At 60.2% G+C, this 20,324-nt stretch carries 23 protein-coding genes; 14 read left to right on the top strand and 9 right to left on the bottom strand.

Features of this window, described 5'->3' with window-relative positions; translation table 11 throughout:
- The first annotated feature begins 75 nt into the window (after positions 1 to 75).
- The 5 genes from ilvA (at position 76) to BSY16_RS04700 (ending at position 5,462) form a co-directional block, all read left to right on the top strand.
- On the top strand, positions 76 to 1,320 hold the full coding sequence (gene ilvA, locus BSY16_RS04680; RefSeq protein ID WP_069061372.1) for a threonine ammonia-lyase: 1,245 nt from the start codon (positions 76 to 78) through the stop codon (positions 1,318 to 1,320).
- A 61-nt stretch (positions 1,321 to 1,381) separates the two neighbouring features.
- Positions 1,382 to 1,696 carry an HlyU family transcriptional regulator gene (locus BSY16_RS04685; protein WP_069058593.1) on the top strand — a complete coding sequence of 105 codons (315 nt, stop codon included), beginning with the start codon at positions 1,382 to 1,384 and terminating at the stop codon, positions 1,694 to 1,696.
- Positions 1,697 to 1,851: 155 nt separating this feature from the next.
- Positions 1,852 to 3,102 carry a GGDEF domain-containing protein gene (locus BSY16_RS04690; protein WP_171902441.1) on the top strand — a complete coding sequence of 417 codons (1,251 nt, stop codon included), beginning with the start codon at positions 1,852 to 1,854 and terminating at the stop codon, positions 3,100 to 3,102.
- Positions 3,103 to 3,531: 429 nt separating this feature from the next.
- Positions 3,532 to 4,440 (top strand): polyphosphate kinase 2, encoded by a 909-nt coding sequence (ppk2, locus tag BSY16_RS04695; RefSeq protein WP_069058595.1) that lies wholly within the window; start codon positions 3,532 to 3,534, stop codon positions 4,438 to 4,440.
- Positions 4,437 to 5,462: a CorA family divalent cation transporter gene (locus tag BSY16_RS04700; RefSeq protein ID WP_069058596.1), complete on the top strand. Its 1,026-nt coding sequence runs from the start codon at positions 4,437 to 4,439 to the stop codon at positions 5,460 to 5,462. Before ppk2 ends, BSY16_RS04700 begins: the two co-directional genes overlap by 4 nt.
- Positions 5,463 to 5,508: 46 nt before the next feature.
- Here the strand turns inward: BSY16_RS04700 and BSY16_RS04705 are convergent, their stop codons facing one another.
- Positions 5,509 to 5,970, bottom strand: a complete 462-nt coding sequence (locus tag BSY16_RS04705; RefSeq protein ID WP_069058597.1) for an Lrp/AsnC family transcriptional regulator — start codon at positions 5,968 to 5,970, stop codon at positions 5,509 to 5,511.
- Positions 5,971 to 6,134: 164 nt separating this feature from the next.
- Between BSY16_RS04705 and ald the strand changes: the two genes are divergently transcribed.
- Positions 6,135 to 7,253 (top strand): alanine dehydrogenase, encoded by a 1,119-nt coding sequence (ald, locus tag BSY16_RS04710; protein WP_069058598.1) that lies wholly within the window; start codon positions 6,135 to 6,137, stop codon positions 7,251 to 7,253.
- Between the two features lie 48 nt (positions 7,254 to 7,301).
- Here ald and BSY16_RS04715 read toward each other — a convergent pair whose 3' ends face one another.
- The 7 genes from BSY16_RS04715 to BSY16_RS04745 all read right to left on the bottom strand — a co-directional run bounded on the left by BSY16_RS04715 (position 7,302) and on the right by BSY16_RS04745 (position 13,251).
- Entirely contained in the window at positions 7,302 to 7,769 is a 468-nt protein-coding gene (locus tag BSY16_RS04715; protein ID WP_069061373.1) for a DUF1203 domain-containing protein, read from the bottom strand.
- A gap of 125 nt (positions 7,770 to 7,894) precedes the next feature.
- Positions 7,895 to 8,455: an OmpA family protein gene (locus BSY16_RS04720; protein WP_069058599.1), complete on the bottom strand. Its 561-nt coding sequence runs from the start codon at positions 8,453 to 8,455 to the stop codon at positions 7,895 to 7,897.
- 95 nt (positions 8,456 to 8,550) lie between these two features.
- Complete coding sequence (locus BSY16_RS04725) at positions 8,551 to 9,141, bottom strand: GNAT family N-acetyltransferase (protein WP_069058600.1); 591 nt, start codon at positions 9,139 to 9,141, stop codon at positions 8,551 to 8,553.
- Positions 9,141 to 9,995, bottom strand: coding sequence for a 3-mercaptopyruvate sulfurtransferase (sseA, locus tag BSY16_RS04730; protein ID WP_069058601.1), 855 nt, complete (start codon positions 9,993 to 9,995; stop codon positions 9,141 to 9,143). The genes BSY16_RS04725 and sseA overlap by 1 nt, the downstream gene beginning before the upstream one ends.
- A 76-nt stretch (positions 9,996 to 10,071) precedes the next feature.
- Positions 10,072 to 10,815, bottom strand: coding sequence for an alanyl-tRNA editing protein (locus tag BSY16_RS04735; protein WP_069058602.1), 744 nt, complete (start codon positions 10,813 to 10,815; stop codon positions 10,072 to 10,074).
- Between the two features lie 5 nt (positions 10,816 to 10,820).
- Positions 10,821 to 11,861 carry a cysteine synthase A gene (locus BSY16_RS04740; RefSeq protein WP_069058603.1) on the bottom strand — a complete coding sequence of 347 codons (1,041 nt, stop codon included), beginning with the start codon at positions 11,859 to 11,861 and terminating at the stop codon, positions 10,821 to 10,823.
- A 124-nt stretch (positions 11,862 to 11,985) separates the two neighbouring features.
- A complete protein-coding gene (locus BSY16_RS04745) occupies positions 11,986 to 13,251 on the bottom strand; it encodes an SAM-dependent methyltransferase (protein WP_069058604.1) in 1,266 nt (421 codons plus the stop codon).
- A gap of 222 nt (positions 13,252 to 13,473) precedes the next feature.
- On the opposite strand from BSY16_RS04745, the gene BSY16_RS04750 reads away from it, so the two are divergent.
- The 7 genes from BSY16_RS04750 to BSY16_RS32270 all read left to right on the top strand — a co-directional run bounded on the left by BSY16_RS04750 (position 13,474) and on the right by BSY16_RS32270 (position 18,172).
- Positions 13,474 to 13,683: a hypothetical protein gene (locus tag BSY16_RS04750; RefSeq protein ID WP_069058605.1), complete on the top strand. Its 210-nt coding sequence runs from the start codon at positions 13,474 to 13,476 to the stop codon at positions 13,681 to 13,683.
- Positions 13,684 to 13,752: 69 nt separating this feature from the next.
- Entirely contained in the window at positions 13,753 to 13,944 is a 192-nt protein-coding gene (locus BSY16_RS04755; RefSeq protein ID WP_069058606.1) for a hypothetical protein, read from the top strand.
- A 724-nt stretch (positions 13,945 to 14,668) separates the two neighbouring features.
- On the top strand, positions 14,669 to 14,929 hold the full coding sequence (locus tag BSY16_RS04765) for a hypothetical protein (protein WP_069058608.1): 261 nt from the start codon (positions 14,669 to 14,671) through the stop codon (positions 14,927 to 14,929).
- A 221-nt stretch (positions 14,930 to 15,150) separates the two neighbouring features.
- Complete coding sequence (locus BSY16_RS04770) at positions 15,151 to 15,354, top strand: hypothetical protein (protein WP_069058609.1); 204 nt, start codon at positions 15,151 to 15,153, stop codon at positions 15,352 to 15,354.
- A gap of 228 nt (positions 15,355 to 15,582) precedes the next feature.
- Positions 15,583 to 16,341 carry a class I SAM-dependent methyltransferase gene (locus BSY16_RS04775; protein ID WP_069061374.1) on the top strand — a complete coding sequence of 253 codons (759 nt, stop codon included), beginning with the start codon at positions 15,583 to 15,585 and terminating at the stop codon, positions 16,339 to 16,341.
- A gap of 163 nt (positions 16,342 to 16,504) precedes the next feature.
- On the top strand, positions 16,505 to 17,146 hold the full coding sequence (locus BSY16_RS04780; RefSeq protein WP_171902382.1) for a YoaK family protein: 642 nt from the start codon (positions 16,505 to 16,507) through the stop codon (positions 17,144 to 17,146).
- 864 nt (positions 17,147 to 18,010) lie between these two features.
- The gene (locus tag BSY16_RS32270; protein ID WP_171902383.1) at positions 18,011 to 18,172 is read left to right on the top strand and encodes a hypothetical protein; all 162 of its coding nucleotides are present in this window, start codon (positions 18,011 to 18,013) and stop codon (positions 18,170 to 18,172) included.
- Positions 18,173 to 18,259: 87 nt separating this feature from the next.
- Here BSY16_RS32270 and BSY16_RS04785 read toward each other — a convergent pair whose 3' ends face one another.
- A complete protein-coding gene (locus BSY16_RS04785) occupies positions 18,260 to 18,754 on the bottom strand; it encodes a YciE/YciF ferroxidase family protein (protein ID WP_069058611.1) in 495 nt (164 codons plus the stop codon).
- 811 nt (positions 18,755 to 19,565) lie between these two features.
- Here BSY16_RS04785 and BSY16_RS04790 point away from each other — a divergent pair.
- Entirely contained in the window at positions 19,566 to 20,303 is a 738-nt protein-coding gene (locus BSY16_RS04790) for an Arm DNA-binding domain-containing protein (RefSeq protein ID WP_069058612.1), read from the top strand.
- Positions 20,304 to 20,324: the final 21 nt, after the last annotated feature.

Raw genomic sequence — 20,324 nt, forward strand, 5'->3', positions numbered from 1 at the left:
GGGACGGGTGGTGTCTGTCGCTGCGATATGCAATAGCCTTTGCATTGTACAAACTCAAGGATGGCATCGAACGGCATGAAACCGGACGTCGACGCAGCCCGTGACGCATTGCGCGGGCTTTTTTCCGAAACACCCCTTCAGCTCAATGAACATCTCTCCGCCCGCTATGGCGCGGATATTTACCTGAAGCGCGAGGATCTCTCGCCGGTGCGTTCCTACAAAATCAGGGGCGCGTTCAATTTCTTCCGCAAGGTTTTGGCGAAAGAGGACGGCGCCCGCAGCTTCGTCTGCGCGTCCGCCGGCAACCATGCTCAGGGCTTCGCCTTCGTCTGCCGCCATTTCGGCGTGCCGGGCGTGGTCTTCATGCCGGTGACGACGCCGCAGCAGAAGATCAACAAGACGCGCATTTTCGGTGGCGAGTTCGTGACGATCAAGCTCGTCGGCGACTTCTTCGACCAGTGCTACAAGGCGGCCCGCGATCATGCTGCGGAGACTGGCGCGCTGATGGTGCCGCCGTTCGACCATGAGGATATCATCGAGGGGCAGGCGACGGTGGCGGCGGAAATCGTCGAGCAGCTCGGCGACACATTGCCGGATCTCGTGGTGCTCCCCGTCGGCGGTGGCGGGCTTGCCTCAGGGGTTACCGGCTATCTTGCCGACAAGCTCGGTCCCTCCAGTTTCCTGTTCTGCGAACCTGCCGGTGCGCCGAGCCTCAAGCGCAGCCTGGAAAGCAGAGCCGTGGTGACGCTCGACCAGGTGGATAATTTTGTCGACGGTGCCGCTGTCGGGCAGATCGGCGCGCTCAATTTCGCGGCGCTCAGCCAGTTTTCCGCTGATCAGGTCATGCTGCTCTCCGAAAACGCGATCTGCGTGACGATGATCGACATGCTGAATGTCGAGGGCGTGGTGCTGGAGCCGGCCGGCGCGCTGTCGCTGACGGCGCTCGATGCGCTCGGCCGCGAGGCGCTGGAGGGCAAGACGGTGGTGGCCGTCGTTTCCGGCGGCAATTTCGATTTCGAGCGCCTGCCGGACGTCAAGGAACGCGCCATGCGGCATGCGGGCTTGAAGAAATACTTCATCCTGCGGCTTGCCCAGCGCCCCGGCGCCCTGAAGGACTTCCTCAATATGCTCGGCCCGGACGACGACATCGCCCGCTTCGAATACCTGAAGAAATCCGCCCGCAACTTCGGCTCGATCCTCATCGGCATCGAGACAAAGGCGCCGGAGAACTTTGCGGTTCTCAAGAAAGCCTTCGACGGTGCGGGCATGCGCTACCAGGACATCACCGAGAACGAAATTCTCGCAAACCTCATCATCTAGAGAGAGCCGGGCTGCGCGCTCTCCTCTTGGAGGGCGCGGCGGCCTGTGTTAGCAATTGGCCATGGCATCGTTCTTTTCAAAACTCTTCGGTCGCGGCAGCGGCCCGGCAGCTCCGGCGAAAATCGCTGAGGAAACCGAGGCCTACAACGACCTTACGCTCGTCGCAGCTCCCATTCCGGAGGGCGGCCAGTATCGCCTTGCCGGGCGGATCGAAAAGCGGGATGGCGACCGGGTGTGGACCCGTTCCTTCATCCGCGCCGATCTCTTTTCCTCGCGGGACGACACGGTTGCCTCGACCTTCCGCAAGGCCAAGCAGATTGCCGACCAGCATGGTGCCTCGCTTTTCAGCGACGGCGTGGACAGCCGGCAGGTTTGAGACAGCGCGAAGCGGAATCCGCTTCGCTTTGTGAAAAGTCATACAAAGAGCATGAAGGCGCTGGAGAACCGGCGCGTTTGCCTGTATCCGCAGGAAACGACTTGTTGCGACCGTGCCGGTGCTGTTAGCTGCCGGCACGAAGAATCTGCGGACCGATCATGGGTACTGAAAATCTGATCCTGCTTCTCATCGAGGCCGGGTTCTATTTTGTCTTCATGGTGGGCATCCTGCATCTTCGCCATCAGTTGGGCATCGGCGTTTTCGTCGCCGCGCTCGGGGTGATGCACTTCCTCGAGACTTACTTGGCGGCCGTCTTCTACGTTGAATTGCCCTTCGGGATCATTTCGCCGGGTTCTTCCGTGCTTTTTTCCGGCAAGCTGATGATGATCCTCCTTCTTTATGTGAAGGAGGATGCGGCCGTCGTGCGGGCGCCGATCTACGGCCTGCTTGCCGGCAACTTTCTGACGGTGGGCCTCGGTTTCCTTCTGCGGCATCACCAGACCGTCAGCGCCGTGCCCGGTCGCCTTGCCGACCTCGCCTTCATCGACGAGATGGGCTGGCTGATGCTCTGGGGCACGACGCTGCTCTATATCGATTCGCTTGCCATCATCCTGCTCTACGAACGGCTCGGCCGGGTCTTCAAGCACAGCACGGCCATGCGCTTCTTCGTTTCCGGGGTCGTGGTTCTGACCTTCGACCAGATCGGCTTCTTTGCCGCCCTGCATTTCCTGAATGGTGCGCCGATCGAAGTCTTCTGGGGTGGCTGGCTTGCCAAGATGATGGCGGCCTGCGCCTATGCCGTGCTGATCACGATCTATCTCTCCTATTCGCGCATCTCGGCCATTCCGGTCTCGCCGCGGCCGATTTCGGATATTTTTGCCGATCTCACCTTCCGGGAGCGCTACGAGGATCTGCTCGACCGGTCCGGTAGGGACGCGCTGACCGGCGTCTACGATCGCAGCCGTCTGGAGTTCGAGGCGCCACGCATGCTTTCGGCAATGCTGGTGGACGGCAAGCCGCTGGCCCTGATGATCATCGATGCCGACCACTTCAAGGACGTCAACGACCGCTTCGGGCATCTGGCCGGCGATGGCGTGCTCAGGGATATCGCCGCCTGCCTGCAACGGACGGTGCGCGGCAACGACAAGGTCTTCCGCTTCGGCGGCGAGGAATTCGTGGTGATCTGCGAGAACATAACCCCCGATGCCGGCGCTGAACGAGCCGAGGCGTTGCGCCGCGCCGTGGAGACCGAAATTCACAGGCCAGACGGTGCGCCGGTGACGGTCAGCATCGGCATTGCCAACAGCTACAATGACGGTACGACGCTGAATGCGCTGCTTTCGACGGCTGACGCCCGGCTCTATGCCGCCAAGAATGCCGGCCGTAACCGCGTGATTTTCAGCTAGCCCCTCGGCTGCCGTTCGGATTTCACTCTCGAACCTCAAGACGGCAAATGGCTTTCGCCGTCCGCTCCCAAAACGCGATCTAGATTCGAGCCGTCACAAAAGGTTCATGCGCGCTTCCTATACGAATCCAAGGACAGTCCGGGCAATCTAGCAGGCAGTCGATGAGGAGTGGTGCAATGCGAGAGGCTGCCCGAAGCGACCTCGCCGCCGTTGGGGCCATCCTTTGCTGTCGATCGCATCTCCGCCGTTTGCGGGCCACCTCTCGGACATGCCGTTCTTTCCGGCGTACTGGCGCAGTTGTGCTATGTTTCCGGCCTCATCCTTCCCTCAATCCCGTGTCAAACTTCCTGACGCGCGAGACTGCATTCAACACTCCTGCTGGTTCACCTGCCGCCAGGTAACAATCCTCACCATCGACGGATATAGATCATGTTCGAAGACACCCATCTGAACCGCATCAAGGCCGAAATTGCCGACAGCTTCGACGAAGAGCTGGAAATGCAGATCGAAGAGGAGCGGCTGGACGACCTCGTTGCGGAGGGCATGTCCGAACCCGCACTGCCGACGCTGGAGCGCCGGGTCTATTTCCGGGAGCTGTTCCGCCTCCAGCACGAGCTAGTGAAGCTGCAGGACTGGGTACAGCACAAGAAGCTCAAGGTCGTCGTGTTGTTCGAGGGACGCGATTCTGCCGGCAAGGGCGGCGCGATCAAGCGCGTGACCCAGCGCCTCAACCCACGCGTCTGCCGCGTCGTGGCCCTTCCGGCACCGACCGAGCGCGAGCGCAATCAATGGTATTTCCAGCGCTACGTCTCGCAGCTACCGACGGCCGGCGAAATGGTGCTGTTCGACCGCTCCTGGTACAACCGAGCGGGCGTCGAGCGCGTCATGGGCTTCTGCACGCCGGACGAGCTGGAAGAATTCTTCCGCTCGGTGCCGGAATTCGAGCGCATGCTGGTGCGCTCCGGCGTCATCCTTATCAAATACTGGTTCTCGATCACCGACGACGAGCAGGAATTCCGTTTCCGCATGCGCATCCATGATCCGCTGAAGCAGTGGAAGCTCTCGCCGATGGACCTGGAAAGCCGGGTCCACTGGGAAGACTACACCAAAGCCAAGGAAGAGATGCTGGCGCGCACTCATATTCCGGAAGCGCCCTGGTGGATCGTCGAGGCGGTCGACAAGAAGCGGGCGCGGCTCAACTGCATCGCCCATCTCCTGGCGCAGGTGCCTTACGAGGATGTGCCGAAGCCACCGATCGACCTGCCGCAGCGCGTTCGCAATGACAATTATATCCGCCAGCCGCCGCCGGATGAAATGTACGTTCCGGACGTCTATTGACGCTGGGCGCGCATTTGAACCTGCTGGAGCAGTTGGACAGGGAACACCCGCCGGGCCTCGTTGGCGCCTGGCGGGGCACGCCCGACGGATTGGTGAAGCTCATCGCGCCGGTGCAGATCGATGAGGCCCTTGCTGCTGAAGACGGCTGGGTCTGGCTGCATGTTGATCTGGTTGATCAACGCATGCAGGGCTGGCTCACCGGCCGATGCACGCTGCCAGTCGCCGCCCGCGCCGTTCTCGACGGACATGATGAAAGCCTGGTTCTCGGCCATGAGACCGGAACGACACACGGTGTTGTCGTCGATTTGCAGCAGGACATGGAGCGCACGTCGACCGCGGTCGGCCGACTGCATTTCGCGATGACCGATCGGCTTCTCGTTACCGCCCGGCGCCATCCGCTGGCGGCCGTGGACAAGGTGCGGCGATCCTTTGCCGAAGGTTTTTGCCCGGCGACGGCCTACGAGCTTTTCGAGGCCATCGTCGCGGCGTTCTGCAAGAACACCAATCTGCGGCTCAAGGAGGCGGCGGCCCTTCTCGACGCGGTGGAGGATCGTCTCGTCACCGAGCGATTGAGCGATGAGCGCCGTAGCCTCAAGGAAATCAGGCGTTTGGCCGTTTCACTGCACCGGCCCGTGGCCGGAATGGTGGCGCTGTTCGAGGAAGAAGACCGCGACGGATGGATGCTGTCGGAAACGGCGCACGCCACGCTGCAGCGCCTGTCGATCCGGCTCGAAAGACTGGATCGGGAAATCGTCATGCTCAACGATCGCGCGCGCCTGCTGCAGGAGGAAATGGCGGCGGAACTTGCGGATGAATCCAACCGCAGCCTGAAGGCGATGGCCGTCATGAGCGCCTTGCTGCTGCCCGGCACGCTGGTCGTCGGCGTCTTCGGCATGAACACCGCCGGCTTGCCGTTCAGCCACGGCGAATCCGGCTTCGGCTGGGCGGTGATGCTCGGCGTAGCCGCCACCGCGCTGTTCTATTGGCTGTTGCGCCGGGCTGGCGTCAGCGTGCGCTTTTAGAGCAATTCCAGCAAAAGTGCGGAGCGGTTTTGCTTCCGGAATTTCTCTAAATCCCGACATTCGGCCGGTCGATGATTTCGCGTAGCGCGAAACTCGAATTGATCTTCACCACATGGGGCAGGGCCGACAGCCAGTCGCGGTGGATGCGCTCGTAGTCCTCGAGATCCTTGGCGGCGACGCGCAGGATATAGTCGTATTCGCCCGACATCAGGTAGCAGACCAGCACATTGGGGCAGAGCTTCACCGCCGATTCGAACTCGTTGAGCGTTTTGGCAAACTGGCCGGAGAGCGAGATGTGCACGATGGCGATCATCTTGTAATCGAGCGCCTTGGGTGACACGCGGGCGTAATAGCCGTTGATCACGCCGCTCTTCTCGAGAATGTCGAGCCGGCGCGAACAGGCCGACGGTGATAGGCCGACGCGCTCGGCAAGGTCTGCATTCGAGATTCGGCCATTCTGCTGAACCGCCTTCAAGATCGCAGCATCGATTGCATCTCGTTGCGCCATTCGAATTTCCTTCGAAATTTCTGCTCATATTCGTTGAATATTCGAAAATCGCGTGTTTCGCAAACCGGCTTTGCAAGGACATTGCACGTCTCCTCTGCTTCCATGGTGCTCCCCGCTGAACGCGGGGCAAAATGAGACGGGAACAGACTGGGAAAGGAACGCGAATGCGTGTCGGTTGTCCGAAGGAAATCAAGAATCACGAATACCGGGTGGGTTTGACGCCAGGGGCCGTGCGTGAATATGTGGCCCACGGTCACGAGGTTATCGTCGAGACCAAGGCCGGTGCCGGCATCGGCGCGGACGATGACAGCTACCGCGCTGCCGGCGCAAAAATTGTTGCCACTGCCGCGGACATCTTCCAGAAGTCCGACATGGTGGTGAAGGTCAAGGAGCCGCAGCCCTCCGAATGGGCGCAGCTGCGCGACGGACAGATTCTCTACACCTACCTGCACCTTGCGCCCGATCCGGAGCAGACCAAGGGCCTGCTCGCCTCCGGCGTGACGGCGATCGCCTATGAGACGGTAACGGACGAACGGGGCGGCCTGCCGCTTCTTGCGCCGATGTCCGAGGTTGCCGGGCGCCTTTCCATCCAGGCGGGTGCCACGGCACTCCAGAAGGCCAATGGCGGCCGCGGCATCCTGCTTGGCGGCGTGCCGGGCGTTCTGCCGGCGAAAGTGGCCATCATTGGTGGCGGCGTTGTGGGCCTGCATGCGGCGAAGATGGCCGCTGGCCTCGGCGCGGATGTTTGCATCCTCGACCGTTCGATCCCGCGACTGCGCCAGCTCGACGACATCTTCGGTGGCCGCATCCACACGCGCTATTCGACGATCGATGCTCTGGAAGAGGAAGTTTTCGCCGCCGATCTCGTCATCGGTGCCGTGCTGATCCCCGGTGCCGCGGCGCCAAAGCTCGTCACCCGCGAAATGCTGTCCGGTATGAAGAAGGGTGCCGTCATCGTCGACGTCGCCATCGACCAGGGCGGCTGCTTCGAGACCTCGCATGCGACGACCCATTCCGACCCGACTTACGAGGTCGACGGCGTGGTGCACTATTGCGTTGCCAACATGCCGGGTGCCGTGCCGGTCACGTCCGCCCATGCGCTGAACAACGCGACGCTGCACTACGGCCTCCAGCTTGCCGACAAGGGCCTGAAGGCAATCGCCGAGGACCGCCATCTGCGGGCCGGCCTTAACGTGCACAAGGGCCGCGTGACGAACCGGCCGGTCGCCGAGGCGCTCGGCTATGAGTCCTACGCTCCGGAAGCGGTGCTGAACGTCGCCTGATCCATGTAAGGACCAAACAGGAAAGGCCCGGAGCGATCCGGGCCTTTTTCATGCGCGTTCGACGCGGCATTGGTAGCAGTTGTTGCGCGCGGAGCGGATGTGCAGGTACGCGACATCCTCGCGCGCCAGCAGGCTTGCCGCGTAGTCGGGAATCTCCGCATTCGCAACCACCGCGCCGGTGCCGTAGAGGATGCGGTTTCCTTCGGAATAGCCGCGCACGATGTAGTCGCGACTGGTCAGCATAGGCGGCATGGCGTCTGATGGCTGATGGGCATCACAAGGCTCGGCATGAAGGAAGATCGGTCCGGTTTCCGCGTAAGGCTGGAGCACCGGGAAGGGTCGATGGGCGAGGACGAAGTAGGGTTCTCCCGCGCCGACAAGCCGCAGGCAGTGGCGGCAGGGCACCCCGTCGCCGTCGGAGATATGGCGCTCCGGCGTCATGCCATAGGCATCGTTGCCGCCGCTCCAGCAAGCGGTAGCGGTTTCTGTCGGGATGGGCAGGAAGCGGATGGACATGACGCTGACTCCATTTGTCGTGCTGCGACGATCCATCGTTTCGTGGCGCTTCGACACCCGTTTCTTGCCGTCCTAAGCAAAACTGCCGGCACGAAGGCCGGCGGCGAAGGGTTTGGCTGGTAGGACTACCGCACGAACTCGTCGATGCGGCGGAGCGTGACGCGGCGGTTGCGCCATTCCTCGTTCTGGGTCGGCACGAGCAGGTACTCCTCACCATAGCCGACCGTCTCCAGCGCGCGCGACGGGATGCCGTATTCCTGCACGAGAACCCATTTCAGCGATGCGGCGCGACGTTCGGACAGAACCTGGTTGGCGGCGGCGGAGCCGACGGCGTCGGTATGGCCTTCGATCAGGAAGACGGCGCGGCGGCGACGGCTGAGGATCTTCTCCATGGCACGGGCGATCTGGCGCACCTTGCGATATTCCGAGCGCGGGATGTCAGCCGAGGCAAAGGCAAAGTTGATCGACTGGATATCGATCGACGGCGCGGCGCGGCGCAGGTCCGCCCGGCGCTTGAACTCGCGCACGGTGACGCGTTCGTTCTCCGGCATGCGACGCGCAGGGGCGGCGTCGAGGCGGCGCAGGATCATGTCTTCGGACGGCGTTTCCTGCGCAAGCGCGAGGTCGGAAAGGGCCGGAGTGGCGAGGGCGGCGGCAAACGCGGTCAGAAAGGCGCGGCGTTGCATGGCGATGTTTCCTTCTTGTTTCGTCTTTCGTGCGGAAACTGCCACGAACGATCTGAAGGAAACATGAACCGGCGGTTGGGTGTCATTCAGACTGTTTAACGGCCCTCGGTGGGCAGCAGGCAGTCACGCTTGGCCAGGTCCAGCAATTCGGCGTCGGAGAGGGGAAGGACCTCCGCATCCCGCGTGCCGACCGGCGAGAAGCCGAACATCTGATAGAGCTGGAGGGCGCGGGGATGGTCGAGATCGTTCGTCGTGACCGTGACGCGCTTCGGCCCGAGCGCCCAGGCGGCATAGAGGGTCTGGAGCAGGAACCACTTGCCGATGCCGAGGCCGAGGGCCCGTTCGAGCAGGCCGAAATGCGAAAGCTCGATGACATCCCCATCGACCTGCAGCAGTTCGAAGAAGCCGGCCGGCGCGCCGTTGACATAAAGCACGGTGACGCTGTTGCGCTTGTCGTTGAGCGTTTTCGTCAACGTCTCGTCATTCATCCGCAGCCGGTCGACCCAGTGCCAGCGGCTGCCGACCTGCCGGTAGAGGAAGCGGTAGAAGGCGAGCGGGATTTCCGGTGCGCTGAGGATGGCGGTATGCACGTTGACAGGCACCGGCAGGCTCTGCTTCGGCGGGCTCGTCATTTCAAGCGCGGTGATGTGCACCTGGATCGGTGTCGGCTGGACTTTCTTCGCCATCAGTCTTTTCCTGTCACGACCGGCGTATCGTCCCGGCCACCCCATTGCGACCAGGAGCCGTCATAGACCGTGTTGTTTTCATGGCCGAGCGACGCGAGTGCCAGCGTGATGATGGCAGCCGTGATGCCCGAGCCGCAGCTTGTCACGACCGGCTTGGAAAGGTCTATCCCCGAATCCTCGAAATGCTGGCGCAGGCTTGTTAGGTCCTTGAACTTGCCGTCGACGGAGAAGGTGCCGGAGGGCATGCTCTTTGCGCCCGGCATATGGCCGGAGCGCATGCCTGCGCGGGGTTCGGCTTCATCGCCGGTGAAACGGCCAGCACCGCGGGCGTCGGCGATCTGCTTGGACTTCGTCGAGACGATGCCGCGCATTTCCTCGAAAGAGGTGACGGCATAGGGATTGAAATTGGTGTGGAAAACCGCGGGTGCCGGTTCCGGCAGGTCGGTCTGCAGCGGCCGGCCCTCCTTCTTCCAACCGTCGATGCCGCCATCCATGACGAAGACGTTCTTCGCACCCATGGTGCGGAACAGCCACCAGACGCGTGGCGCGGTGAAAATGCCGGGGCCGTCATAGACGACGATAGTATCGGTGTCAGAAATGCCGAGCTTGCCGACTTCCGTGGCAAAGAAGGCCGGCGAGGGCAGGGTGTGCGGCAGTGCGCTGGAATGATCGGCGATCACGTCCTGATCGAAGAAAACCGCACCCGGAACGTGGCCGCTCGCATATTCGGCCGCACCGTTACGGTTCTGCGCGGGAAGATACCAGGAGGTGTCGACGATGCGGAACTCCGGTGCGCCGAGCTGCTTTTCCACCCAATCCGCCGAGACGACGAACTTGCTCTTGTCGTTGGACATGGTCTTCTCCTCAAAGCAATTCCAGCAAAGGTGCGCCGCGGTTTGGCGTGCCGCGAACTGCGCAATACAAATGGCTTTAGCCTTCGGAACCGGGCGCACCGAAGCGGATACGGAACCGGCGGTTCTCCTTGCCCTTCTTCTCGATCTTGGCGATGTGGATGGTGCCGACTTCCTGCGTTTCGGACACATGCGTGCCGCCACAGGGCTGGCTGTCGACGGACGAGTTCTCGCCGATGCAGACGAGGCTGACGCGACCGAGGCCCATCGGCGGGCGTACGTTCTTCGACTTCACGATACCGGGATTGGCGGCAAGCTCTTCGTCGGTGATCCACTGCACGAAGATCGGATGGTTTTCCGTGACGAGCTTCATCAGCTTCGCCGTCACCTCGTCCCTGTCGATGGTTTCCGTCATGTCGAAATCGACACGGCTGTCGTCCTCGCCGACGGCGGCGCCGGTGATCGGGAAGGGGCAGACGACGGAGAGCAGGTGGCAGGCCGTGTGCATCCGCATCAGCTTGTAGCGCCGCGCCCAGTCGATATGGGCGACGACGGTCTCGCCGACGATCGGCGGCGTCTCGCCCTCCAGCGGACGGTGAATGACGATCTCTTTGGTGGCGCCCGTCACGGCCGGGCCGAGCGCGATGCGGCTGCCGTCAGCGCGCTCGAGGAAACCCGTGTCGCCCGGCTGGCCGCCGGATGTCGCGTAGAAACAGGTCTGGTCCAGCTCGATGCCGCCGTCTTCGTACACCACCGTCACCACCGCCTCGTTTGTCGAAAGATAAAAATCGTCGCGAAAGAGGGCAGTGGTGGGAAGGGACATGAGACCTATTCGACCGGCTGATAGGGGACCTTGATCCCCGATTTCGCCTTCAGCCAGCCTGGAACCGGCAGGCCCTTCGAATCGAGGAAGTCCGCGTTGAAGAGTTTGGACTGATAGCGGTTAGCATAGTCGCAGAGGATCGTCACGATCGTGTGGCCGGGGCCGAGGTCCTTCGCCAGCCGGATCGCGCCGGCAATGTTGATGCCCGACGAGCCGCCGAGGGCGATGCCTTCGTTCTCGATAAGGTCAAAAACCAGCTGAACGGCCTCGGAATCCGGGATGTTGTAGGAATAGTCCGGGGTGAAACCTTCCAGATTCGCCGTGATGCGGCCCTGGCCGATGCCCTCGGTGATCGAGCTTCCGGCGGACTTCAGTTCGCCATGGGCATAATAATTGTAGAGCGCTGCGCCATCCGGGTCGGCAAGGGCGATCTTGATGTTCGGATTTTTGGCCCGCAGGCCCGCTGCAACGCCGGCCAGCGTGCCGCCGGAGCCGACGGCGGAGACGAAGCCGTCCACTTTGCCATCCGTATCGCGCCAGATTTCCGGGGCGGTGGTCTCGATATGGGCATCGCGGTTGGCGACGTTGTCGAACTGGTTTGCCCAGATCGCGCCGTTCGGTTCCGTCTTGGCGAGTTGCTCGGCCAGACGGCCGGAGAGTTTTACGTAGTTGTTCGGGTTCTTGTAGGGAACGGCAGGCACTTCGACGAGCTCGGCGCCGAGCAGGCGCAGCGCGTCCTTCTTTTCCTGGCTCTGGGTTTCCGGAATGATGATGACGGTGCGATAGCCGAGCGCCTGCGCGACAAGGGCCAGGCCGATGCCTGTATTCCCGGCCGTGCCCTCGACGATCACGCCGCCGGGACGGAGCGCGCCAGAGCGTTCCGCAGCCCGGATGATAAAGAGTGCCGCGCGATCCTTGACCGACTGGCCAGGGTTCAAAAATTCCGCCTTGCCGAGGATTTCGCAGCCCGTCGCCTCCGAGGCGCCCTTGAGGCGGATCAGCGGCGTGTTGCCGATTGCATCCAGAACGGACGGGAGAATGGACATGGGGACGGGCCTCGTTTTATCTGCCTAGAGTAGGAAGCGTCTTTTCGGCCGGTAAGCGTCGTTTTGCAAGAAATCGTGTTTCTCGAGACGGGCCTTACAGAGGGATTTTTTCTACCATGACATGTCAGGCGAGGGGGCGTGTGTAAACCACCTGCCGAACATCGATGTTCTTTGCCCGAAAACCCGCCTCGCAATAGTAGAAATAAAATTCCCACAGCTTCCGAAACCGATCGTCGAATCCGAGGGGCACGATACGCTCCCACGCCGCCCAGAAACGATGGCGCCACTCGGCAAGGGTGCGGGCGTAGTCATGGCCGAACCCGATGTCCGACGCCGTCGAGAACCCGAACTGCTGGCCGAGCGACGTGAGGTGCTCGCGGGTCGGCAGCATGCCGCCGGGGAAGACGTATTTCTGAATGAAATCCGGGTTGGCCCGGTATTCGGAATAGGCCTCCTGAAGGATGGTGATGACCTGCAGGCCCGCCCGCCCGCCGGGTTTCAGACATTCGTGCAGCTTTGAAAAATAGGCCGGCCAATATTTCTCGCCCACGGCCTCGAACATCTCGATAGAGACGATGCGGTCATAGGTGCCGGTTTCGTCGCGATAATCCTGGAATTTCAGTTCGACGCGGTCGGCGAGGTTGGCTTTCGCCATGCGTTCGCGTGCAAAGGCCAGTTGCTCGCGGCTGATCGTGAGGCCGGTAACCTTGCAGCCGATCTCGCTTGCGGCAAATTCGGCAAAGCCGCCCCAGCCGCAGCCAATTTCCAGCACATGATCATTCGGGCCGATCCCGGTCGCCTCTGCGAGCGCGCGGTATTTGGCGACCTGCGCGGAGGTGAGGTCGTTGGCGCCGCGTGAATAGAGTGCCGACGAATAGGTCATCGTCGGATCAAGCCACTGTGAATAGAATGCATTGCCGAGATCGTAGTGAGCGGAAATGTTGCGTTGGGCGCCGCGCCTGGTGTTGGCATTCAGCCAGTGCCGGAACTTTTCGACGAGCAGGAACAAGCCGCGCGGGCCGTTCGCATAACCCTTTCCGACCTGTGTGTTGACGAGGAACAGCTCCAGGAATGCGCCGGCATCCGGGCTTTCCCAGTCGCCGTCCATGTAGCTCTCGGCGACGCCGATCGCGCCCTCGCTGATGGCGCGGTACAGGAGGCTCCAGCTGTGCAATTTGACGACAGCATGCGGGCCGGGCACCTTGCCGCCGATCACGAAAGTTTGTCCCGTGGGCACTGTCATGGACAGAAGGCCGGTTTCGAGACCGAGAAGGCCGCGCAACACCATCTGCGCGCGAAACGGCAGTCCTTTTGTCCTCTCCGCGAAGTTGGCGCCCGTGAGCATGTCGCGGTCGGAATGTGCCTTTTCTGAAATCATTTCAGTCGTCATCGATTGCCCCTCTGCCAACCCGACGTAACGGAAAGCTAGCGCCAATATTTCCGGACGCCAAGCCGTGAATCATGACAGTCCGGATCAAAAAGTTGCGGCAGGCGGTCGCAAAAGGGTCGGCCTTTAACGGCCTGTTAGCAAACATGGTTAATTTTGCGTCTATGCGTGCGGCGCCGGGAACGAAGGTTTCCTATGGCCGTTCGAGCGGAAACTGGAGGTACCATGATGTTTTTCGGTCTTTTTCACGCCACCCCGACCGACGACGACGATATCGCCACCGGCACCTATGCAGACGGGGTGATCGGAACGCTGCCGAATGATCCTTCCGCGCGACCGCGCGATCGCAGCCAGTCCTTCCGCCGCACGGCGTATGACCGGGATTACGGCGCGGTGCGGGTCGCGGGCCAGGCGGGTGCCGGCATGGTGCCCTGACAGACGAAACGCCGGGAACAAAGTGCTGCCCGGCGTGTTTCTCTCCTCGTGCGAATGGAGGAGCCCGCTATGACCCATCACGTCGACGACCGCCAACTTAACCCGAGGGAGACCCGCAGCGTTCTTGATGTCGCCGAGCACTGCCGCAAGAACGGGCTCGACAAAGCGGAGGAACGCAAGCTCCTTCTCCTCTTCGGCCGCTTCGCCAGCCGCCATGAGCTGCAGATGAACACAAAACGCCCGCCGCAGCATTTCAGATAAGAGTTTGGACGATCGGGAGCAGGCATCCGCCGAAAACGGGTGAGGGCGCGTCGACGAGTTTGCGCCCTGGCTCAGTGAAGTCACGCGGCCGCCACATATTGCAGCGACGCACCACCTCTCCGTGACCATGGGGCCTAAGGCGCAAAAGCCTTCGCCGCCCGCATCCTTCGCCCCGAGGGAACAAAGTTCCATCGAGGGCCGGCAAAAGCGCAAGTAGCGCATACGGTTCACCAATCTCGTCAACCCGAATTCATAGCGGCATCCTGAACCATGTAACGCAGGTTACATCGTATTGTCGGGCGCTGTTGCTAACCAGTTGTTCCACCTCACCGAGGGTTTGGCTGCAACGCCACTCTCGCCGCCACAGGGACAACACGCAATGTCGTTTCGGCCGCAGATTATTTTCGATGTCGTCACCAGAACGGTGGCTATTGTGTTTGGTGACGAGATCCTGACGCTTCACGGCCCATTCCCCACCCGCACGTCTGCGATGGCGGCCGCAATGGACGAGTGTGCAATTCGGGGGTGGCTTGGCGGTTCGGCTGACGAGGCGTCCTTCTCGGCAAAGACGGACCGCGAGAACAGATCCTAGTCTGCGCTGTCCTCACCGCCGAAATCCTCGCGTTCCAATCGTTTCCTGATAGGAAGTGTTAGCCATAACCGGCAGGCGCCGGGAACTCTTCAATTTTCCAGGAATTCGGCATGGAGACTGGAGACGAGAATTATGACCCATCGGTTTGATGAGCTTTACATTCCACGCTGCGAACACCAGCAGGTTGTCGCTTACTACAAGAAGCTCGTGGTGCATATGTATCGGAAAATGCAGACGATGCAGAGTGAAGCGACGATCGCGCAGCCTGTTGAGAAGAGCAGCGATCACAATACGAAGCCAAGTCCGCAACCCACCTGGCCGGCAGACAGGTTAGCTGAAGCCTGCAATGTGGTGATGGTTGATTTTCGCCAGCGGCGCCAGCCGGGCGAATAACTGCTGGCGTTAGCCGGCCTCAAGCGGAACTGACCGCTTGAGGATCGCGTTGATGATACATCTCGCGCGAGGAGGCTGAAACAGCAGTCCTTCATAGAGTTCCGGCATGAAGCCATCATCCACTTCGTGGTCTCGTCGTCGTTCTCTTTATGCGGGGTATGGAACGCCAGCATGCTCCATACGTTCTTCAACTTGAAACAACCAAGCTGAAGGAAAGCATCATGGATAATGAGCTTATTGCCCGTCTGAATACGACCAGTGCAGATTTGCGTCAGCGAGCGCTGGAGATCGACAAATCCGCAGAGGAGAGCGACACCGCTCTGCTTATGCAAGGCTTGGCGACGGCCATGGATGCGATCCGCGCATTGGCGGCAACGGCTGGGCGCCTGGACGGCCCGCCCGGGCTCGGAAAGAGCGGAGATTAAGACAAGCAGGAGCCGGATGGTCAAGTCCGGCTCCTGGTCTCCGGGACTAGGTGGTACTTCGCTTGCAACAGGGCGAGCGTTGCAGGTCATCCAAGCGCGTTTACCGTTTCCGATTCGACCACTTTGCGGCCGCAAGCCGGCGCAGCCAGAATATCGACATAATCTCACGCACAACGTGTGGAAGAGTTTATCTGCTTATCAGCATTGTTTTTTTAAGTGATTTTGAAGATGAATAACCGTTACGGCAAGCTAGCGTCCCACGTCTACAATCTGGACAAATACATCGGAAAATCCTTCGGTGACGTTGAGTTCTACCGTAGTCGCCTGAGTGAATGCACAGGCGCTATCCTTGAACCGGCGGTCGGAAATGGACGTCTCCTAATCCCACTCCTTGAGGCCGGGCTGCAGGTCGTCGGTTTTGATGCGTCCCAGGAAATGCTGGACTATTGCAGGCTCGAATCCGAGGCTCGGTCTCTTTCACCCAACCTGAGCCGCCAGACCTTTGAAACCTTTGCTTATGACGAGCGTTTCGAGGCGGTCATAATCCCAGCTGGATCATTCCAGCTGATCACCGACTATGCCGCGGCGGTGGGAACGCTACAGCGGTTCTTCGATCATCTCACCCCAAATGGGCGGCTGATCGTGGACGTCGATCCGATCGGCAGCTTTTTGGGTGATGCAAGCAGCATTCGGCAATGGTCGACGACCGATGGCGACCTCGTGACGCTGACTGCGCATCGGGTTGAAACCAACTATGTGGCCCAGACCACGATTTCTCACCTGCGTTACGACCGCTGGGCCGCAGGACAGCTGGTGGCAAGCGAGCTCGAATTCTTCAGCTTGAGATGGTGGGGTGTCGAAGAATTCGCTCTGGCCCTACGGGCAGTCGGCTTCGATGATGTCACGGTTTCTGGCAACTATGAATATGGGCGGGCGCCGAAACGTGACGATCAAACAATCACGTTCGAGGCACGGCGTCGTTCGTAAAGGTCGCGACAGCCTTTCGGCACATTCCTGTCGACTATCGCGATCAGGCATTGCATCTTGTGATGAACAGTAATGTGCCATCGTCGACGCGCAATCTCTTGCAACGTAAACACTCAAGATGCTCATCCAAGAAGGCGACAAAAGAACACCGGCGACAGACCTGATGTTGGCATCCATTCTAGCGTTCGTCGCAGGCGGCGTGAACAGCGCCGGCTATATGGCCTATCACTACTTCTCAGCCAACATGACCGGAAACGTCTCGTTGGCTTCCGAGCTCCTAGCCGTGTTTCGCTTCGACGCAGCGCTTGCGTTTCTGACAGTTGTCGTAATGTTCATAGTTGGTGCCTTCTTGGCCTCGTTCCTCATCGAGGTAGGCAAGCGGCAGCGGCGCAGCAACATTTACGCCCTGACGTTGATTGTTGAAGCCACCCTTTTGATACTCATAGGGCTTGCCGCTGCCCTTAGCACGCAACCACTGAACGGAGTGCTGGTAGTAGGCCTGCTGAGCTTGACCATGGGCATACAGAATGCAGCGTCGACCCGGATTTCCGGTAGCCGCGTAAGAACGACCCACGTCTCGGGTGTGGCCACCGATCTAGGCGTTGGCCTAGCCATGCTCCTGGGAGTCGGTGCCGGCGCCGAGAAGTCGGCGATTGTGCTACGGCTGAAGCTCCACCTTGCTACGATTGTCTTCTTTGCATTGGGCGGTGTGCTCGGGGTGCTAGGACATCAGCAGCTCGGGGGCGTTTCCTTCTGCGTGTTTGCGATGCCCCTGATAATTCTGAGTGTTCGATATCTCAGGTGATATCCCGTTCCCAAGCCTGGATCGACGGATACGCGCATCATTTGCAACGGCCTTCGCTATCGACTCGATTGATCAGGCATTGCATCATCCCCTGGCTCGCACCAGGGGAGGTGTTGCGTCATGGCTCGGCAGATCGCGCTTTGCGTCATCATCGGGGTGGTTGCCTACATCTGCATCTGGGCCGCCTGGACGATGTTCTGATCCCTATCCTCCACCGAAGATATACAGAGCACGGCATCTGGTGAGATATGCAAAAAGTTCGGGAATAGACGATAATGGATCAGCCGGGCAGAACGCGCGCTGAAAAGGCCGCTCAGACTTTATGGGTCGCTCTTTTTATCGCGAGTAGCGTGTTAGGCGCCATCATGTATTACTGCTCGTGGCCGCCTGCGCTCTTCTTCCCTTACGAGGTCCGTTTCTCCTTGTGGTGACCCGTTGGCGGGGTTGAATTCGAACCGGCAAGTTCGGGCGGCCAAGTCATTGCTCTCTCCTGAACGCGGAGGGTCCACAACTGATGACAAACTCCGGCGAGGGCTCTGTTGCGCTATATCTGCGGTTTCTAAATCTGAGTGAACATCCGCCGAACGATTGCTGATCAGTCAGCGAATTGATGCAGTGCAATAATTCCTTTGGGCTATGCCGTTTGCGAAGCCGAATGGCGGACGGAAAAGAACAGCCGGACATGATTCCCAGCCTTCGCGAATGACTTTCCGCCTTCTCGAAACGAGTTGCGGAGGCGGGATTTGAATCGCCGGCGCGAAAACGAATGGTTGTTATGTGGCGCTCAAGCACTTACATAAGATTTACGCGGCCTTTGCGCGCCTAGTGGCGCTCACGTCTTGCCGCAATCCCTAGGAGAACCTCATGGCACAATCGAAAGACGCCTCGGCGTCTGCCCAGAATTATGACGCCAAGACACTGGCGAAGAAGCACCGGATCTCAGTGGACGATGCCACCAAGATCCTTGCTGAACACGGCTCGGACCGCAAAGCGGCGGACAAGGCCGCGCGTCGCGTAGCGGTATAAGGTGGAAGCGGCGAGCTCGATGAATAGAGCCCGCCGCTCGTCCGGAGCTGCTTATCGTCTGGGCGCTGCCGCTTTCTCTCGTATCGCTCAGGCCGCTTTGGCCTTGGCAGTCGTCTTGTTGATCGACGTGACGGCAAGGTTGGTCAGCTTGTTGTTCGTCGCCTTCTCCTGATCGAGGATCTCGCTCAGCAGCTTGTGGGCCTCATCGTGCCCCAGATCCTTCGCCCATTCGCGCAGAGACCCGTAGCGGGCGATTTCGTAGTGTTCGACGGCCTGGCAGGCGGCCAGGAGGCCGGCATCGAGTGCGGTGCCTTCCGCTTCTTCCATAAGCCCGTCAGCCTCCTTGAGCAGGCCTTCGATGGCGTCGCACTTTTCGCCGGAAGCCTTCTTGCCGATCGACTTGAAGACCTGCTCAAGCTTCTTGATCTGCTCCTTCGTTTCCGCAAGGTGCTCCTCGGCGGCTTTCTTGAGCTCGGCGCTCTTCGCAGCCTTGGCAACCTTGGGTAGGGCCTTGGTGATCGCATTCTCTGCGAAATAGACGTCCTGAAGCGTATGGTGGAAAATGTCAGCTAGCGTTTTCATTGGAATCTCCTCATTGCCTGACTGGCGGGGAAAGCAATGAAAAAGCGACCGTATTGTTCCGTCAGGATTGCGGATCGCCAATTGCTGCGCCGTATTGCGTATCAATGGCCAAGGCCAAAGGCCCGTGCCAAAATCAACATCGACGCGACGCGTGGCAAGCCGGTCGATCAAGAGTAACGGAGTGAACATGGGATCATCGCTCGACCGCCAAAGGGCCGGGCGGCTTCTGGGGCGGAACAACCCTTGAGGCTCAGCGTTGCATCTCACCTTACAAAGGAGGCAGTTGTGAAACAAAGGAGGCAGTTGTGAACCGTATCATCTACATCGTCGGCCTGATCGTCATCGTGCTGGTCGTCCTTTCCTTCCTCGGACTTAGATAGGGAGCGGGCTTGCAGACACGAACGTGTGCGATGCATCAAGGCCCGCACCTTCGAACTCTGGCAGCGGGAGGGCGTGCTCGAGGGGCTATCGTTGAGTCAGTGGCTTCAAGCCGAGAGGAAACAATGAGGCAGTGGACAAGGTAGCGCTGTCGTTCGAATCCTCACTGGAGCCAAACGTCGCGTTGTGGATGAAGAGATTGGCAAAGAAACTAGGAGCCGGTTCAATCAAGAACCGGCTCCTAAAATAAAATCAGCGCGTTAGCTGAAGAATTTGGCTCCCCGGGCCGGAAAAGCTGAAGCAACCATTCCAACCTTAATGTTCGCTGTAACACTTTGATATACTATCGTTTAGGGATTTTCTTGCCCATTGTAACCATAGCAGGTACAGCTAGCAACTACCCCAAAAGTGGGGAGGATTGCGGGGAAGGAAAATGGGGAGCCATACGCGAAATGTTCTGACGGTCAAAGCGATCGCTGCCAGTAAATCCAAGAAGCTCCGGGACGGCGGCGGTCTGTGGTTGGTGACAAAAGGCGATGCTCGATATTGGATCCTAGATTTCAGCCTCAACGGAAAGCGCAGGCAACTCGGTCTGGGTCCTTTGCTGAGTGTGGGCTTGGCGGAAGCCAGGGCAAAAGCGGATGAGGCCCGCAAGCTCGTCCGAAACGGTGTCGACCCAATCGCTCAACGCCAGGCGGCAGAAGTCAAAGTGATGACCTTCGGCGAATATGCTGACGGTTTTGTCGACGATGCGGTGAAGGCAGGTCGGTGGCGCGGCGCCAAAACGGAAGCGCGGTGGCGGAACCTCCTGGAGAATCATGCTGCTGCTCTCCGACCGAGGGCGCTTAACGCGATCGGCGTTCCCGATGTACTCGAGGTACTGAGGACGGTGTGGGGCGTCCGGCAAGAAACCGCGGAAAAATTGAGGGAAGCTGTCGAACGTGTGCTGGATGCGGCTAAAGTGGAAGGGCATCGGAGCGGCGAAAACCCGGCCGCCTGGCGCGGTCAGTTGGAGCACGTGCTTCACAAACCCAATATTTTAACCGCAAAGAAGCACCACTCCGCGATGCCTCACGCTGAAGTTGCGGGCTTTATGAAGAAGTTGCGGAAGGTTCCAACGGTCGAGGCGGAAGCGCTTCAGTTCTGCATGTTGGTTTCCACGCGGAACTGAGCCGGTGGGGATGCGGATAAA

Source organism: Sinorhizobium sp. RAC02, assembly GCF_001713395.1.
In the GTDB taxonomy this organism is placed as follows: domain Bacteria; phylum Pseudomonadota; class Alphaproteobacteria; order Rhizobiales; family Rhizobiaceae; genus Shinella.